The sequence below is a fragment of the Nocardia sp. NBC_00511 genome (assembly GCF_045161165.1).
Lineage (GTDB): Bacteria > Actinomycetota > Actinomycetes > Mycobacteriales > Mycobacteriaceae > Nocardia.
Genome location: NZ_CP107849.1, coordinates 7,963,275 through 7,978,845, shown reverse-complemented (window position 1 = coordinate 7,978,845; position 15,571 = coordinate 7,963,275). Strand labels below are relative to the sequence as shown.

13 protein-coding genes are annotated in these 15,571 nt (G+C 65.1%); 4 read left to right on the top strand and 9 right to left on the bottom strand.

All coding sequences use genetic code 11. The annotated features are described in order from the left end of the window. Window positions 1-10 precede the first annotated feature (10 nt). From OG300_RS36945 to OG300_RS36915, 7 genes are all read right to left on the bottom strand, one after another. Window positions 11-325, bottom strand: coding sequence for a PE family protein (locus OG300_RS36945; protein ID WP_405489181.1), 315 nt, complete (start codon window positions 323-325; stop codon window positions 11-13). Window positions 326-376: 51 nt separating this feature from the next. Continuing rightward, entirely contained in the window at window positions 377-1,723 is a 1,347-nt protein-coding gene (locus OG300_RS36940) for a hypothetical protein (RefSeq protein WP_405489180.1), read from the bottom strand. Beyond that, window positions 1,720-2,034 (bottom strand): hypothetical protein, encoded by a 315-nt coding sequence (locus tag OG300_RS36935; protein WP_405489178.1) that lies wholly within the window; start codon window positions 2,032-2,034, stop codon window positions 1,720-1,722. Before OG300_RS36935 ends, OG300_RS36940 begins: the two co-directional genes overlap by 4 nt. Window positions 2,035-2,143: 109 nt before the next feature. Next, window positions 2,144-2,443, bottom strand: a complete 300-nt coding sequence (locus OG300_RS36930) for a YbaB/EbfC family nucleoid-associated protein (protein WP_405489176.1) — start codon at window positions 2,441-2,443, stop codon at window positions 2,144-2,146. 11 nt (window positions 2,444-2,454) lie between these two features. Next, entirely contained in the window at window positions 2,455-2,820 is a 366-nt protein-coding gene (locus OG300_RS36925; protein WP_405489174.1) for a hypothetical protein, read from the bottom strand. Window positions 2,821-2,923: 103 nt separating this feature from the next. Then, complete coding sequence (locus OG300_RS36920) at window positions 2,924-3,712, bottom strand: ESX secretion-associated protein EspG (protein ID WP_405489172.1); 789 nt, start codon at window positions 3,710-3,712, stop codon at window positions 2,924-2,926. Next, a complete protein-coding gene (locus OG300_RS36915) occupies window positions 3,709-5,514 on the bottom strand; it encodes a hypothetical protein (RefSeq protein ID WP_405489170.1) in 1,806 nt (601 codons plus the stop codon). Before OG300_RS36915 ends, OG300_RS36920 begins: the two co-directional genes overlap by 4 nt. Before the next feature lie 202 nt (window positions 5,515-5,716). On the opposite strand from OG300_RS36915, the gene OG300_RS36910 reads away from it, so the two are divergent. The 4 genes from OG300_RS36910 (at window position 5,717) to OG300_RS36895 (ending at window position 14,696) form a co-directional block, all read left to right on the top strand. Next, complete coding sequence (locus OG300_RS36910; RefSeq protein ID WP_405489168.1) at window positions 5,717-6,820, top strand: hypothetical protein; 1,104 nt, start codon at window positions 5,717-5,719, stop codon at window positions 6,818-6,820. Window positions 6,821-6,902: 82 nt separating this feature from the next. Further along, on the top strand, window positions 6,903-7,220 hold the full coding sequence (locus OG300_RS36905; protein WP_405489166.1) for a hypothetical protein: 318 nt from the start codon (window positions 6,903-6,905) through the stop codon (window positions 7,218-7,220). A 3-nt stretch (window positions 7,221-7,223) separates the two neighbouring features. Next, window positions 7,224-7,739 (top strand): YbaB/EbfC family nucleoid-associated protein, encoded by a 516-nt coding sequence (locus tag OG300_RS36900; protein ID WP_405489164.1) that lies wholly within the window; start codon window positions 7,224-7,226, stop codon window positions 7,737-7,739. Window positions 7,740-7,790: 51 nt separating this feature from the next. Continuing rightward, on the top strand, window positions 7,791-14,696 hold the full coding sequence (locus OG300_RS36895; RefSeq protein WP_405489162.1) for a toxin glutamine deamidase domain-containing protein: 6,906 nt from the start codon (window positions 7,791-7,793) through the stop codon (window positions 14,694-14,696). A gap of 40 nt (window positions 14,697-14,736) precedes the next feature. On the opposite strand, the gene OG300_RS36890 is transcribed toward OG300_RS36895, so the two are convergent. Together OG300_RS36890 and OG300_RS36885 are read right to left on the bottom strand one after the other, a co-directional pair. After that, window positions 14,737-15,117: a hypothetical protein gene (locus tag OG300_RS36890; protein WP_405489160.1), complete on the bottom strand. Its 381-nt coding sequence runs from the start codon at window positions 15,115-15,117 to the stop codon at window positions 14,737-14,739. 109 nt (window positions 15,118-15,226) lie between these two features. Further along, window positions 15,227-15,508: a hypothetical protein gene (locus OG300_RS36885; protein WP_405489158.1), complete on the bottom strand. Its 282-nt coding sequence runs from the start codon at window positions 15,506-15,508 to the stop codon at window positions 15,227-15,229. Window positions 15,509-15,571: the final 63 nt, after the last annotated feature.

The following is a 15,571-nucleotide window of genomic DNA, read 5'->3' as shown; positions in this document are numbered from 1 at the left end:
TGAACCGTTGTCAGCTGGCGAAGCCGAGGGCGGACTGCTGCTCGACCTGTCCGAGGGTGTCGAACTGGCTGCGCAGAGTCGCTGCGAGAGAGCGCAATTCGGTGACACCGTCGCTGCCGGAGCCCACGAAGGACGCGGCGACCGCGGTGAGGGTCTGCGCGGCGCGCACCGAGACCTCGTCGGCCCCGGCGGGTACGAGATCGAGCTTGACCTGCTCGACCTGCAGACCGCCGTCGAGCCGATCCGCGAGCGCGTCCAGCTGCGCCGCGGCGCTGCGCGCGGACGAAGCGTCGAAGCGCAGACCGTCGAATGCGTTGGTACTCATGCCAATCCTCCTGTTACCCCTGGCTGTTCAGTGCCTGGATTCGCGTGTTCGTCAGAGAGTGAGCGCCTTGTCCGGCGGCTCTTCGATCGCTTCGATGGCCCCGACCACCGGGAGCACCACACCCTCGATGACACCGACCACCTCGTCGCCGTGCGCGCCGGTGACCAGCTTGGAACGGTCCGAGGTGCTCTCCTCGTCGGCCGCACCGGCCCGGCCCGCCGCACCGCCGGGCGCACCCATGCCCGATGACGATGTGCGAGCGGCTGTTTCGGTCGTCGCCTTCGGCGTTCCGGTTCCGGAGGTGACCTCGCTGGCCGTCACCTTGCCGGTGCTCGGCGTGGCCGCCGGAGTCGTCGGCGAGGTGGACGTCGGAACGCCGCCGCCGAAGACCGTTCCGGTGGGAACGCCGCCGCCGGTGTCGGTGGTCTTGGTCGTCGTATCCGCCGGAGTGGTGGTCGACGGCGTGGTCGTGCTGGGGGTGGTCGTCGACGGCGTCGTAGTGGTCTTGGTGTTGGTGTTGGAATTGCTGTTGTTGCTTCCGGTGAGCGACTGCCCGAGCTGGCTGACGGCCTCGGTCCCGCTGGACACCACCGACGCGCCCTTCTCGGCCAGCGTGCTCGCCACCGTGGGGGCGACGCTGGTGATGGGCTGCAGCGTGGTGCCCACCATGTTCACCAGGTCCGCGATATTGGACGCGATCGGCGCACCCGCGATCATGACCTTCGTTCCGGCCGCGACGATCTCGGCCGTGCTGCCCGCCAGCTGGGCGCTGGTGGTGGCGGCGATGGCCGTGCCCTCGGTGATCGCGTCGGTCGCGGTCGCGATCAACCACGGGATACCGGCGGGAGTCGCCAGCAGGGCGACGCCCGCCGTCACCTGCGCGATGAATTTCGTGATGACACCGGTGATTTCGGCGTAGCCCTCGGCGACGATGGCTTCCGCGGACAGCAGGATCCCGTGCTGCTGGGTCCCCTGCGCGGCGACCTCGACACTCTGACCCTCGACCGCGTCGCTCTTGTCCTTCGCCGCGGTCGCCGCGTCACCGGTCCAGGTGTTCATGACCGCGCTGGTCGCCGACTTGCTCTGCGACACAGCGGAGGTCAGCGCACTGACCAGGGAGGTCAGAATGCTCGCCGGGTTGAAACTGCTACTGCTGGAGTTCCCGGTCCCGAACGACTGCAGCAGACTGATGACCGGCTGGATCAGCGAGGTCAGGTCGATCGTCGGCAGCGTGGGCAGCTGAATTCCGGAGAGATCCGGCAGCGTGATGGACGGAATCTGTGGCAGCTGCGGCAATCCCAGATTGCTCAACACGTCCGTGACCGGCGTGTCGAGGTAGGGACCGATCGGGCTGCTCCGGAGTTCGTCCAGAACGGTCGGATTCGCCGGAGTGGTCACAGCACCGTCGAGAGGAAATTGGCAGCCGAGGTGACCTCATTGGAGCCGTACGCGCCGACCGCCGCGTACGCCGTGGTCGCGGTGTCCGCGTGCACGGCCGCGATCTCCGCCGACGACATCAGGAAGTTGCCCTGTGCCACCGCGAAAGCCGCCAGGAACTCCTGACCGATCAACCCGAACACCGGCACGGCCTGCGCCAGCGCGGTACCCACATCAGCGGCGGCCGAACCCGCGACCTGTGCGGCAATGCCCGCCTTCTGAGTGCCATACGCCAGGATCGGCGGAAAATCCGCCGCTACGTGATCGGCCATCAGTGTCCCTCCCACTACTTTCGATCTTGCACAGCTTACAAGTGCGAAATTTGTTGTGCCAGAGAGTGTATTGCAAACTCTGGCTCAAAACTGTGTGAACAATGTCGGCCTAACCGGCCGTCTCCTCATTGAACCGATTTACAATCTCAGCTCGCCGCTCGAAGGCCCGCCGCGCCGCCGCGGCCGAAGTCCCCACCACGGCCCGCTCGAACTCCGCAGGGGTCATCCGCGACACCGCACTGCTGAACCGCAGATCCTGCAGCGCCCCGTTCCCGTCGACCTCGACCGTCACGGCCCCGTCCTCGGAAGTCTCCCGCCCGCGAACCGCCGCCATCTGATCGGACAAATCCTGAAACCGGTACAGCTGCCGTCGAACCTGCTCCTGCAGCTCATCCATCGACGAGACCACGAGCCCCCCTCTCAAACAGTCCTGAGCCAACTCTGCGGTTCAGTATCGTAGTCCTGCTCCTCGACAATCTCCTGCCGAGCGACCTCCGCCTCGGTGGGCAGACCGGTACGCGAGAGACCCGCCGCATCCAGGCCCGCTTCCTCCAACTGCTTGCGCAACGCCAGCCCCGCCCGGTTCGCCGTGCGCTGGCACAACCGCAGCACCTCCCCGGCCAACTGTGCCGGATCCCGCCGCAGCTCAGCCGGATCCACCTTGATGGCCAGCGGCAATCCCTGCTCGGTGGTGCGCACGCGGATAGAGCCGCTCAATGTGGCGCCGGTCACGGCAGGCCAATCCTGTTGCCCGGCCTGCGGACTCACGTCCCCCTCTGGCGTCATCGCGAACTCCCTCCCAGTTTGCTTGACGTATCAGTACCACACGGCAAGGCGAACATCCATTCACTTTCATTGAGCCGCACCGCGGTCGACCCGACGGCCCTGGTCAGGGCGCACGCTCTTCCCGGATCGCCTGGATCACCGCGGCCACCCGGCCGTTGATGGCGGCGACCATTCGCTTGGCGTCCGCGGGCGTGGCCACGTACGGCGGCTCGCCACCGATCACGTAGCGGCCGTCGTCCTGCACATCACGCCAATCCAGTTGCCGTGTGGTTATTCCGCGCGGGCCGAACTTGGAGTAACCCTGAACGATCTCGATCGTTCCCATATACGCCATCGGCGCATTCAGGAAAGACAGTGCGCGGCGATCCATCGAATCGACAGAAATGTCGTCGACGATGGATCGACTGTATTCCACGTCATTATTCTGCGGCCCAGCGGAATCCGGTAGCACGACATCTCCCCTGCTACCCGGCTCCGCCTCGGGCAGGGCCGAGACGATGGCATCCGCCAAGGCGATCGGATCGCATTCGGTGACGGTGAATCCGCCACTGTGCAGATAGGTCTCACCCGGAGTCTGCTGGATCAGATAGCCGTAGGTTCCGCGCCGCAGGCCCATCATTCGCACTCGGCCATCGGCACGCTGGCGATCGCGGCCGTCGAATCCATTGACGGTGATCCGCACATCGGGTTCCACCATGGCGTTGGAAAGCAGGTCGAAGGGGTCGGTCCAGCGCGCGTCCAGCTGCTCGAGCACCTCGCGCTTCTCACGCAGGAAGTCGTAGTACATCTCGGTCTTGCTGGTGAACACGAACGGCGCGGGCATCGGCTCGCCGGTCGCCTGTTCCCACAGCACGACGAACTCCAGATCGTCGAAACGCAAGGCAGCGGTCATTTCTCGGCCACCGGGGTGACTGCCTCCGGCACCGCCTCGAAGACCTCCTCGAGGTGCTGGCCGCTCTTGAGGAACTCGGCGCGCTTGTGGTCCTTGCCGCCGCCCTGACCGGCCGCACCGGCGCCGCCCATCGGGGCGCCGGACATACCGGTTCCGGTGCTGGAAGTGGTGGCCGCGGTGGTGGCGAGGCCCGCGCGGGTGGTCGTCGCTTCCGTCTCTGTCTCGGTCTCGGTCGCGACGGTCGCGCGCGGGTAGAGCCGCGCCGCCGGGGTTTCCGGAGTGCTGGGGCTGCCGCCGGTCGGACTGCCGCCCGTGGGAGATCCGCTCGGGGAGCCCGTGTCCGTGGTCGGGAGGGTCGAAGTGGGCAGCGATACGGGCTGCGTGCCGGTCTCGGTCGTCTTCTGGGTGTTCGTCGCGGCCGACACCAGTGACTGGATCAGGCTCGAGCCTTGGGAGGCAACGGATTCCACCAGCTGGGTGCCGTTCTGCGCCAGTGTGGACAGCGCGGACGTGAGCGTGGAGAGGGTGGAATCCGTGGTCGTCGACGGCGTCTGCGTCGTCGTCGGCGACTGAGTGGTGGTGGGCTGCTGGGTGGACGGGGTCTCCGTGGACGGGGTTTCGGTCGACGGAGTTTGTGTGGAAGGTGTTTCGGTGGAAGGGGTTTGGGTTGACGGTGACCCGGACTGGGTGACGCTCGGCGAGCCGGATTTGTCCGGCGTGCCCTGATCCTTGGGCTGCTGGGCACCCGGGGCCGCGGGCTGATCCACCTTCGGGGCCGTCGGCTGCGGTAGGGCGAGGGTCAGGCCGTTGTACTCCATGACACCGGCGACGTAGTAGGCCTCGCAGTCCTGGCGATATTTGGAGACGACCGCCTCGACGCAATCCTGCGGGCTCGCAGCGCCGTAGGTCTTGTCGGCATCGGTGTCGGTGATGATGTAGCGGGTGTTGCGCTTTCCGTCGGTCATCGTGGTGGCCTCGGGCGACTTCTCCTGCTTGGGCATACGAGCCTTGGTCGACTCCAGCCAGCCCTCGGCCTTGTACAGGGCGGATTCGACGTCGCCCATCTTCGAGGTCAAATCGCTTATGCCCGTAGCGACACCGTCCGCGGCGGTCACGGCCTTGCTGCCCGATTCACCCGTCCACGAGTTCCGGAAATGCCCGTCGGTGATGTCCGTCTTGAAGGCGGTGACCGCAGCGGTCAGCTGGTCTTTCATCCACCCCCAGTCGACCGCGAGGTTGCCGGGGACCTTCTCGATGCTCTGGCCGAGCTGGTAGAGGTCGTTCCAGGACTTCGCATACGGGTTCTCCGGCCACGCGGGATGCTGGCCCTTGATATTGAGATCCGAATACGAATACGCCTGTGTCCGCTGCTTGGTGCTGCGGTTGTTGGTGAACTTCTCGACCGGATCCGGCTTCGGCACCTTGCCGCTGAGTTTCGTGTAGTCCGGCTGCGAGGTGACCGCAGCCGCCTTGTCCGGCATCGTCGCGTTCAAGAAGCCCTGCATGGACGTCTCTTCGGCGTTCTTGAACTCCTTGATGGCGGCCTTGAAGGTGTCCGAGAGCGCGGTCACGACGGCCACGTGAGTGGTGAGTGCGTTGGTGAGGTCGGTGTCGAGGCTGCGAAAGCCGTCGGTCCAGGCCCGCCCCGAGTTGAAGATCGTTTCGGGACCGGCGAAATCCTTGATGTTGCGCGACCCCAGAAAGTCCTTCACAGCCAATAGCTGACCGATCAACGTGCTGCAGGTACTGATCGCCTTGGATGCCACCGCAGGCTCGAACGTCAGTTGACCGTTGTCGACCATTCTGAATCCCCCCGACTTCGAACCCCTACGGAATCAGCCCGCGCAGCTGCCGCGGGCGGTCTCATCTTGCCCGACGCCCCATCGGTCCGCCACCGGTCCCCGGTGGTCCGCCAGGCGGACCGCTAGGGTGATGATCAGCGCAGCAGCGGTAAACCACAGCCGCACAGCCGATCCGTTGACCTGCATTCGATGAAGGACAACCGTGGAATTACGCGACGATCCGGCCGAGGGTGAGCGGCAGATCACAAACGAACTGGCCGGAATTCTGACGGACGGCTGGCAGCGGTTGGATGCCGTATTCGCATTCACGGTGAGTGACGAAGCGGCGCAGGTGATCTTGTCCGATGGTGAACGGGTAGTGCCCGCCCGGCCTTCCGCGCGGGTTGTCGAGCTGCTGCGCGCACATCGGCACCAATGCGCCGCGACCGAGAACGGGCCCTGGTGGCGTCTGCTCGTTTCCCTGACGAATACCGGTGAGCAGTCGATCACCTACGACTACGGCACCGAACCGTTTCCCGATGAGCAACTCTTCCCGGCTGCCGCGTATCTGGCGGATCTGCAGGTCTATCCACGCAAGCGTCTGCCCGTCTGGCTGGCCGCGTATGTCGGGCATCAGGGCAGTCAGATCCGCACACCGAGAACTGCTTTCACGCAGGCCCGGGCGGACCTCGCCGACAATATCGGCGCGGTCCCCGTCACCACGCTGCCGCCGCTGTCACGGCTCTGGGCGCGCTGGGCCGCGATCTCCGCCGCGTTCGTGGCGGTGAATTCACCGCGCGGCCCCCGGATCACGACCGCGGTCGGCTGGTTCGAAGGCGCCAAACACAGTGGTGCGACGCTGTATCGGCTGCCGCAGGGACGTGCGGTGCTGTCCGGCGGCGTGTGGGACGCACCGGAGCTGGAGGCGGTGTACAACCACGGTGGCCCGATGCCGAGGTTCTATCGGGGCGCTCCCGAATGGGTGGCGGATCCGGTCCTCAATCCGCGCGCCGGAAGCGGTCTCATGTCGTTCTGCTATTGGTGGGACGGGCAGGGCTGGTATCGAGGGGAATCGCCGGATCCTCCGGCGGTACGGGCCGCGCTGCCCGGCGTGTGGTCCGCGCGCGTCGCGGCCGACGTGATCGGACAGGTCATCGACGCGGAGGGCACGGACGCGGTGGATCTGGTGGCCGCTGCCGAATCCGGTTCGGCCACACGGTCGCTGCTGGTTGACGCGTTGGGCACGGACCGTCCCGAACTCGACGGCGCCTACTATCAACTGCTGCTGGCAGGGGTTGTCGCCGCGGATTCCGCGCGCGCCAGGTGAGTGCACAGCGGTCGTGCTCGAAGAACGATGCGGATATGCTCGCGGCAGATTTCGGGATCGATCATCGAACCGGGGGGTTGGCATGGCGGAAAAGGTCGAAGTCCAGGTGGCCGGGATGCGCACCACCGCAACCGGACTCGAAGGCGTATCGACTCGCATCGACACGATCCTCGCCGCGGTGTCGGCGGCATCGGATTCCCACACCGGTTGCTGGGGCGATGACGAATTCGGCCGACCCTTCGCCGAGGGCGACAGCGGCTACACGAATCGCGATGGGGCACTGCAGGGTGTGCTGAAGGCCAGGGCCGCACGGCTGCGCGAGTACGCGACCGGTCTGCGCGACGGGGCCACCACCCTCGAGACCACCGAGGCGAACAACACCGACAGCTTCGAATCCTGATCGGTGGCCAACGAAGCGGAGAAGGCGCGGTTGGCGGAACTGCTCGACACGGTGCAGAGCGGATTCGCGTCGGTGGCGCGCGCCCAGGAGGAGCGGGCGCGGCTGACCGCCACGGCGCAGGCCGGTGGGCGGCGGGTGACGATCACCGTCAATGCCGACGGTGTGGTGATCAAGACCGAATTCAGTGCTGACGTGGACGATCTGCCCTTCTCCGAGATCGCGACCGCGGTGACCAGTGCGACGCAGCAGGCGGCCGCCGAGGTGCGGCAGAAGTCGCAGGACATCATGAACGCGCTGCGGAGCGAACAGGAACGCCAGCCCGCCATGTCCGAGTTCTTCCCGGCAATGCCCGATATTCGGGAGATGATCCCGACGCCGCCCGAGGTCTCGACCGCGCCCCCGGGGTCGCCCGAGCGGGATGCTCCCGACGGATCCGCGATGGAATTCACCGATGTCGAGGACTGGGAGCACGACGAGCAGGCCCGGAATCGGTCGAATATCGCCGCACCGGAGTGGTGAGCGGCGATGTCTGGATGGACTGCGGGCGGAGACTTCCTGCCGGGTTGGCTCATGCAGGCGCTCAACTTCGGAATGGCCTATCCCAAGGGTGATCAGGACGCGCTGTTCGCGCTCGGTGACTCCTGGAACAAGGCGGCATCCGACCTCGAGGCCCTGGAGCCAGACCTCCGGTCGGTGACCGACAAGGTTCCGCAGTACTACGTCGGTGATGGAGCCACCCAGATCTCCGCGGAGTTCGCGACGCTGTTCGACGGCAAGGATTATTCGATCCAGAAGCTGGTGAGCAATCTTCACTCGCTCGGGCACGACACTCGGTCCACCGCAACGACTATCGAATACACCAAGCTGCAAGAGGAGGCGTTCGCGCTCATAACCCTCGCGACGGTGGCGTCGCTGATGGCGTCGCTGTACGGGGAGGTGCTGGTACCCGCGTATCTCGCGATCGCGCGTGAGGGTCTGGCGGTCTTCGCGGAGACGATGATGAAACAGATTGCGGCACTTGCCAGTCGGGCGGCGCTGGAGTCGCTGGCCAAGCCGTTGTCGAAGGAGATCGCCGTTCCGCTGGCCAAGCGGATCGGTGCGGTGGGGCTGCAGATGGGCAAGGGAGCCATCATCGCCGGGGGGATGGGCGCGGGGCTCGACGCGGGGATCCAGGGGTTGCAGATCGGACTGCACCGTCGCGATGACGGGTTCGACCTGAAGCAGACCTTCACCACCGGATTGGAGTGGGGCGCGGGCGGATTCGTCGGGGCGCCGGCGCACACGCTGGCGGAATCGGTGTTGAAGCGGACGTTGCCGGGGCTGCCATCTCGGTTGGGCGGGTTCGTCTCGGGTAGTGCGGGCGGGGTCGCGGGCGGGCTGGGGATGTACGGGGCCGGGCTGGGTACGCAGTACTACGACAAGGGGAAGTGGAGCGACGTCGACAAGACGTTGCATATGCAGTTGCTCGCGGGTGGGCTGGCGATGGGCGGGCTCGGCGGGTTGAAGGGCGGGGCCAAGCACGGCGAGGTGCCCGTGACCGGTGATCCGGCGAGTTCGATCGCGAAGATCGCGCCTGCGGATACTCAGGTTAAGACGGTGCCGAATGTTGTTCCGGCACATGAGAATCCGGTCGTTTCTAACGAGCCGGGTGGGCGTGGTCAGCATCCGGCGAACACAGACGTCGTGACCGACACCGAACGCCGCGTCGCTCCGGCGAGTTCGACGGTGCCGCACGACACCGCGCCCGCACATACGAATCTGGGCGATCACGGCCATACCGGCGATGCCGGGACCAGAGCTGGCGACACGACCAGTCGAACCGCACCCGCGAACGGCCAGGTCACCGACGCTGCCAACCGGCACAGCGATATTGCGAGCAGAAACGGCGACAACGGCCGGCCCACCGAACCCGGGACCAGGCCGGGCGAAACACGGCCCACCACCGACCAACCGGCCAGGCCCGGCGAGACACGGCCCGTCGGCGACCAACCGGCCAGGCCTGGGCACACCGACCAACCCAACCGCTCCGCCGGACCCGAACGCGCGAGCGAGCCCGCTTCCCTGCGCGATGCCACCCCGGCGAAGCAACCGACCGCCGACAGCCCGGCGCGCCCCGCAGCCACGACGACAGCTCCGGCCGCGAATGTCACTGCGGCAGTGGCAGACAAGCCGCTGACGGGCATCCGGGATATTCGGCCCGCGTCGGTCACCGCACTGCCCGACGTGCGACCGATCGGGCTCGAACCGACTCCACGCGTGGTTGATCCGGTGTCTGCGCCACACAGTTCGGTGCCGACCGTGGACCACGCACCGACGCGGGACATTCCAGCCGATCGGGGTCCGGCAGATCGCTCCCCCACGGACCGCGCCCCCGCCGACCGCGCCCCCGCCGACCGCGCTCCGGCTCCTGCGGATCGGTCGCCCGGGATCGCGCACGAGCCACCCAAACGCGCACCCGAGCCGCAAAGCAAGCACCCGCACGACCCGGGTACCCAACCGGTCAACGGCGACCATCAACCAGCCGCCGATGTGAACCCGCTGGGGTCGGATCACGTTCCCGGGCAGGACAATTCGCCGCCGAACGCACCAGCCGTGATCATCACGACCTCGCACGCCACCCCGGAGCACCCCCAAGAGGTCCGCCGCCGCATCGAAAAGCTCACCGGCGTCGACCCCGAACTCGACAGCTTCAAGGCCCGCGACGAGTTCGAGGACTTCTACAGCGACCAATACTCGGAGGCCGCCAAGCCCACCGAGGTAATGCCTCGCGACAGCGGATCCCCCACCGCCGAACCACTTTACGACGCCCGCCGCTTCACCTACGACAACGACAAGCTCACCGTCCTCACGGTCAAAGTGCATCTCGACGACAGCGGCAAGGTCCCCGAAACCGACCTGCACTCGATCGCCGACTCCCTCCACAAATCCGCCGACCGCACCTTCAACACCGGCGAACACCAACTACTGAGCGGCGACCGCTTCCGAGTCGAACTCGAATTCGTCGACGATCCGGCCGAAGCGCATCTGAGGCTGCCGGTCGAGAACCCGGGCAAGAGTGCGGAACCCGCTGCCCTGAACCGCAATACGCCCTCCGACGCACTTGCCGAACACCTCCGCGACCATCTGGGTCTGCCCAAGGATGATCCGGCGCTGACGGATGTCGACCTTCGGCACATCAGCAATGACATCGCGTTGTCGAACACCGACAACCAGCTCCGGGGGCTGCCGGGTACGCGCGTCGTGGCACCACACGAATTGGGGGTCCTAGAGTCCGCGAAGTTCCAGTGGGATGTGGAAGACGCGCTGCGCGACGGAGACCGGTTCATAGTCGGCGCGGACCCTCGCACCAATCCGTATGGCGAATTGATCAACGACGGTGGACCGTTCACAGACGTACGCCGTTTCAACTGCCTCGACCAGAGCCTCGCCGCGCTGTCCTCGTTTTATGGCGACCCACAGGTCGGTCTACCCCGCTACTTCGACAAGCTTGCCGACGGAACGTTCGATGAACACGGTGAAGCCGGAGGGATCCCCCGCGCCAAGCACTGGCTTGGGGACAATATGCTCGGCTGGAACGTCAAGAGCCAGACTCCGGTTCATGAGCAGTTCAATTGGCTGCACCAGCACATCGAACAACAGGGCGAGCTCTCCGCCGCGCTGGTGATCAACGAATGGCATGCCCGGGACGACTTCGGTAACAAGCTGTACGAGCCGGACGGCACCCCCATAGCCGATGGATCGCACGCGACCGTCATCGTTTACCCCCGCGGGGCGTCAAGCCCGGTGTGGTGGGACCCCCAGTCGAGGACCATGTCGGACCATCCGCCAGCTGATCTGACGCTAGGGTCGGCCTCGCTGTACTTCATGGAAATCGATCCGAACGGAGGTATCTCAGGTGCCGGAGCTGCGCACTCGGGAACAGGTGGAGGAGTACCTCCGACAGGCGGGCCTCATCCCGGAGAACCGAGCAGTCAACATTTATCAGACCGAATTCGCATGGGTCTGCTGGACTCCGATGAACCCGCAGGAACAAGCGATAGCGTTGGAGAGGCCGGGCACCGGGGGCTGCCGGATCGTGGACGCGAGGACGGGAGTGGTGACGGGCTACGGCAGCGCGAGACCCCCGATCCTCTGGGGAGAGATGTACGACCAATCGATTCGGACCGGCCAGCCGATGATCGCAGGCAATCAGATCTACCCGCACCGGTGGAAGCTGACCATCCAGCAGACACGGCAGGACCAGACCGAGATCGAGTACCGAGTGACAGCGGAGTCCCTGACCGAACCGCCGGAACCGACCACGGATCTCCAACTGATCGTGAACAAGGAAACCCACCGGTACCGGACGAACACGGGCGAGATTCCGCCCTCGGCGACCCACGCACTGGGCTGGGTGAACGTCAACCGGCAGAACGGGATCTGGCCGGAACACCTGACCCACGAGTATTAGGGGCCGATGCTCCGACGCCCGGGCATCGACTCGACGATGTGCACGATTTGCACGCCGCTTCGAGCGACAGGCCCGGCGGACCTGCGGGCGAGAACGAACCGCTCGGCTCCCACGACAATCCCCCGAGGCAGACTGCCCACCCCGCAAGTGAATCCGTTCCCGGGCGCTCCCCTGCCGACGAGCACAGGTCCATATCGCCGCATGCATCCAACACCCACCCATCCGATCCGGTCGGACCGCACTCGACCGAAGCGCTTCCCACACAACCCCATTCGTCCGAAGTCGGCTGGGCGCCACACATCGACGACGAATGGTCTCAGAAGACCGCCCACGAGATCTCGGATGCGCTGAAGAGCCGCTGGGGCATCGACACCCAGGGCTTCCACAACCCCGACCTGCATCCAGAGGTCGTACGCGAATTCGCCCGCGCCGTAGACGATATGAAGTCTCGGTACCCGGATGCGAACGTGCCCAAGGTCGTAATCGACAAGCTTCCGGACGAATACCACGCCGCGGCTGAATGGCAGGTCTTGCCCGACGGTCGATACTCCCTCGAAGCGCTGATTCTGAACGAGATCCCCGCCCTCGATCCGGAGTTCATGGCCAGTGAGAGCGCCAGATTGGAGGCCAACGGACACTACGTACCCGGTTCCGGTGACCGCCCCATCCATGCCGCACTCGTGCACGAGTTCGGCCATGTCATCGACATCGAGGGTCAGCGAAGCGCCGAGGATACCGCTCTGGACACCCTGGATCGGTACTACCGATCCACCCGTGGCGAACTGGACAAGGCCGAATACCAGAAATGGCTCGACCAGCTCAGCGACTACAGTTTCGACACCGACGGCCAGCTCGATCCCCCGGAGGCGCTCGCTGAGGCATTCGCGGACGTGGAATTCAATGGCGAAGCCGCGAGTGAGCCTGCCAAGGTGCTGTATTGGCACCTCCTCGACAGCGCGAATGCGCACAGCATCGCTCCAGACGGCTTCCGGCACATCCCTGAAGACGTAATCGCGCGCCCCACCGGTCCGCATGTCGCCGAACCGCTCGAGCCAGTCCACCCACCGTCATTGCAAGACAGGTTCGAAGACCTTCGGTCCCGTGCATCGGAGATCTTCGACGCCCACACGGATCCCGCGCGGGCCGAAGAGCTCGCGACCTTGCGTCAGGAGTTTGCCGACCGATTCGACAGACTCGGCCTTCGTGATCGCGATGCCGGTGTTGCCGTCTGGCAGTCCTTCCTCGAGCACGATCCCACGCTGGCCAAATACCTTGTCGACAACGCCCGGTTTCTCTTGCCGGAAGCAGCCGAGGCATCGCCGGTATCCCCCGCCAACACCGATCCGCACACCGCAGGCTCGGAACCCAAATACTTCCCACGGAAGTCTGAACCCGACAACCCAACATCGGCGGCAGGTCACTCCGCAGAGGGCGCGACTCACAGCGCTCCCCGCAAACCTGACGCCGAAACACCACAGTCGGCAGTCGGCCGCGTCGAACCTGGCGGTGCGCACGAGGTTGAAAACGGCGAACACGGCTATCCGCGGGCGTCACTCGACGACTTGGGCTTCCCGGATGGCGAGGGCATCGCCGACGTCGATCTGCCCGGCTTCGAGCAAGCGTTGACAGTTACGGAACTCGTTCCTACACAGGAGGTTCGGTTCACGCAGCGCAGTATCAGCCGTGAGACATCGGATGGACTTCCCATTCAGGTGCTAGCCGACCGTATGGCCGATGGTGGATGGCGGGGCGGACCGATCCACGCAGTGGTTTCCGAGGACGGCCGTATCACGAGCCTGGACAATCGGCGTCTGACCGCCGCGCAGTTGGCCGGGCTCGATCGGGTACCGACCGCGTTGCATGCGGCGAGCGAGCGGCTGGCAGATTGGCCACACGAATGGGATGAGGATCGACGACAACGCAACCCTCTCCGTGTCGACATCCGCCAGCTTCCCGACGGCACGCTCCGCGTCGGCGGCGACACGGGAGAGATCGTCTATCGACGCGGACAAGTCGCTGAAACTTGGGGTGACATAGCCCTTTTCCGCTCTGCCGAACAGCGGAGTCTGCTGCCCGGTGATCTGGGAGGTTCCGATCAGCGGCCAGTGTTCGCCGCGAAACCAGCACCCACGATCGAAGTCCACCTGGCACCGGCCGATCACCAGATGATCACTGAAGCCGTACACACCGCACGCCCTGAGGCCGATCGAATCCTGGCAGATCTGCACGAAACGCTCGACAGCATCAACCAGGACCTGGGACTCGACCACCATCGAGTCGAGACGCTAGGAGAAGACCACCGAGTCAAGTCGTCGGACTCCCTAGCTCGAAAGTTCGAAACTGAACGGCATTCCGGGGAGACCGCCGACAGCTTCCTCAACCGCGTCAACGACCTGGTGCGCTTCTCGACTCGATTGCCCGAGGGCGAAGGGTATCGCCCCGCACTGGATGCCGTGCTGAGCAGGCTGGAAGAACGTGGATACGAGGTGGTCGACGTCAAGAACTTCTGGAAGGAGGGAAACCGCTATCTCGGATTGAACACCACCCTGAGATCTCCACACGGGCGCGAGTTCGAGCTGCAATTTCCCACCGACACCGCTTGGCGGGCAAACAAACTCACCCACGAACCCTATGAGGTGTTTCGCCGAACCAACGACCCAAGCCCGGAACCGATCGAACGGCGTATCCACTCGTTCTTCGAAATATTGCGCATCAATGAAGAACTCGGCCTCGACGGGATGGTCCCAGCCGGTGTCGAAGAACGTTGGAGCCCCTTGGACTCGAGCCTCGCGAAATGGGTTCGAAAGAACCCTGGACAGTGGCGGCTGTACGAAAGCTGGCTCCAGGAGAACAACCGCGAACTCAGTTGGGTCACAGATCAGTTCGGGCTCGATCTGCACAAGCATCTGCCCGGATACGAACCGTCGACGTTCGCTCACGACATGGAGCCAACCACTTCGCCGCACGGCCCGACAGATGCACCGCCGCAGCCCGGTTCGGCCGAGGCAGGGCCGAAGCCCACGTAGGGCTCGATCTGCGGGAGCACCCTAGACGGCTCGAACCCGGCTATTTGCCGTCGCCGCCTTCTTCCTTAATTTGCCTGACATGGTAATCGTCGTTCCAAGAGACATCCTCATGGTCAGGCGGATCGCCCTTCCAGGAAAAGAACCACTCGATCCAATCCTCCGACGGCAGCTCACTGACTGCCGACCCGTCCACCGCCAGCTGCCTCGAAAAGGCCTCGGCGCTGGCTCGATCCACCATCTCCCAGCGGTCATCATTTCGAAAGTCGCTGGTAAAACCGATGACCCGCCCAGGATCGTACTGCCACATCTGGATTCCCTGCGCCCACACGAGCGCATCCTGCGTCTTATCCGACGTTACGAACATGGTAAAAGGAGGCGAATTCTCGTACTCCGCTTCATAAACCGCGTGGTAATAAAGCAACGCCCACTCCTAATCGCTCAGCGCGAACCGAGCTCAAACCCGGACGGATCCATACGCCTAGACCTTGAAACTCTATCAATGCATCGCGAAGCCCTGTGGCGCCGTCCGACTAGGAGGGTTTCGACCCATCTTCCAGCTCGGCGAGCACGCGATCCCGCTCCGCACGCCGTCGCGCCGCATTGGTGCCGTCCAACTGCTCGGCGAACGCGCGGCGAGCGGCCTCCACAAGCTCATCGGTGACATTCGGCCTGACACGGGCGATCGCCTCCAATGCGGTCATCGTTTCCCTGTCCAACCCTGACCCGCTCAGGAAACCTTTTCCCGCCAGGATCCGCGCCAACGTGAAGTCGAAGCTGCCCCGCAGCTGCTCCTCCGTGAGGCGACCACGCACAGCTGCCCCCTTCCTCCGTCGAATGGATCCAGCATTACATACGGGTGTCCTGGGCGGCAGTTG

Excerpts from the sequence above, each read along its gene's own strand:
- OG300_RS36945 (WP_405489181.1), bottom strand. The coding sequence starts at position 325 with ATGAGTACCAACGCATTCGACGGTCTGCGCTTCGACGCTTCGTCCGCG.
- OG300_RS36935 (WP_405489178.1), bottom strand. The coding sequence starts at position 2,034 with ATGGCCGATCACGTAGCGGCGGATTTTCCGCCGATCCTGGCGTATGGC.
- OG300_RS36925 (WP_405489174.1), bottom strand. The coding sequence starts at position 2,820 with ATGACGCCAGAGGGGGACGTGAGTCCGCAGGCCGGGCAACAGGATTGG.
- OG300_RS36920 (WP_405489172.1), bottom strand. The coding sequence starts at position 3,712 with ATGACCGCTGCCTTGCGTTTCGACGATCTGGAGTTCGTCGTGCTGTGG.
- OG300_RS36915 (WP_405489170.1), bottom strand. The coding sequence starts at position 5,514 with ATGGTCGACAACGGTCAACTGACGTTCGAGCCTGCGGTGGCATCCAAG.
- OG300_RS36905 (WP_405489166.1), top strand. The coding sequence starts at position 6,903 with ATGGCGGAAAAGGTCGAAGTCCAGGTGGCCGGGATGCGCACCACCGCA.
- OG300_RS36895 (WP_405489162.1), top strand. The coding sequence starts at position 7,791 with ATGCAGGCGCTCAACTTCGGAATGGCCTATCCCAAGGGTGATCAGGAC.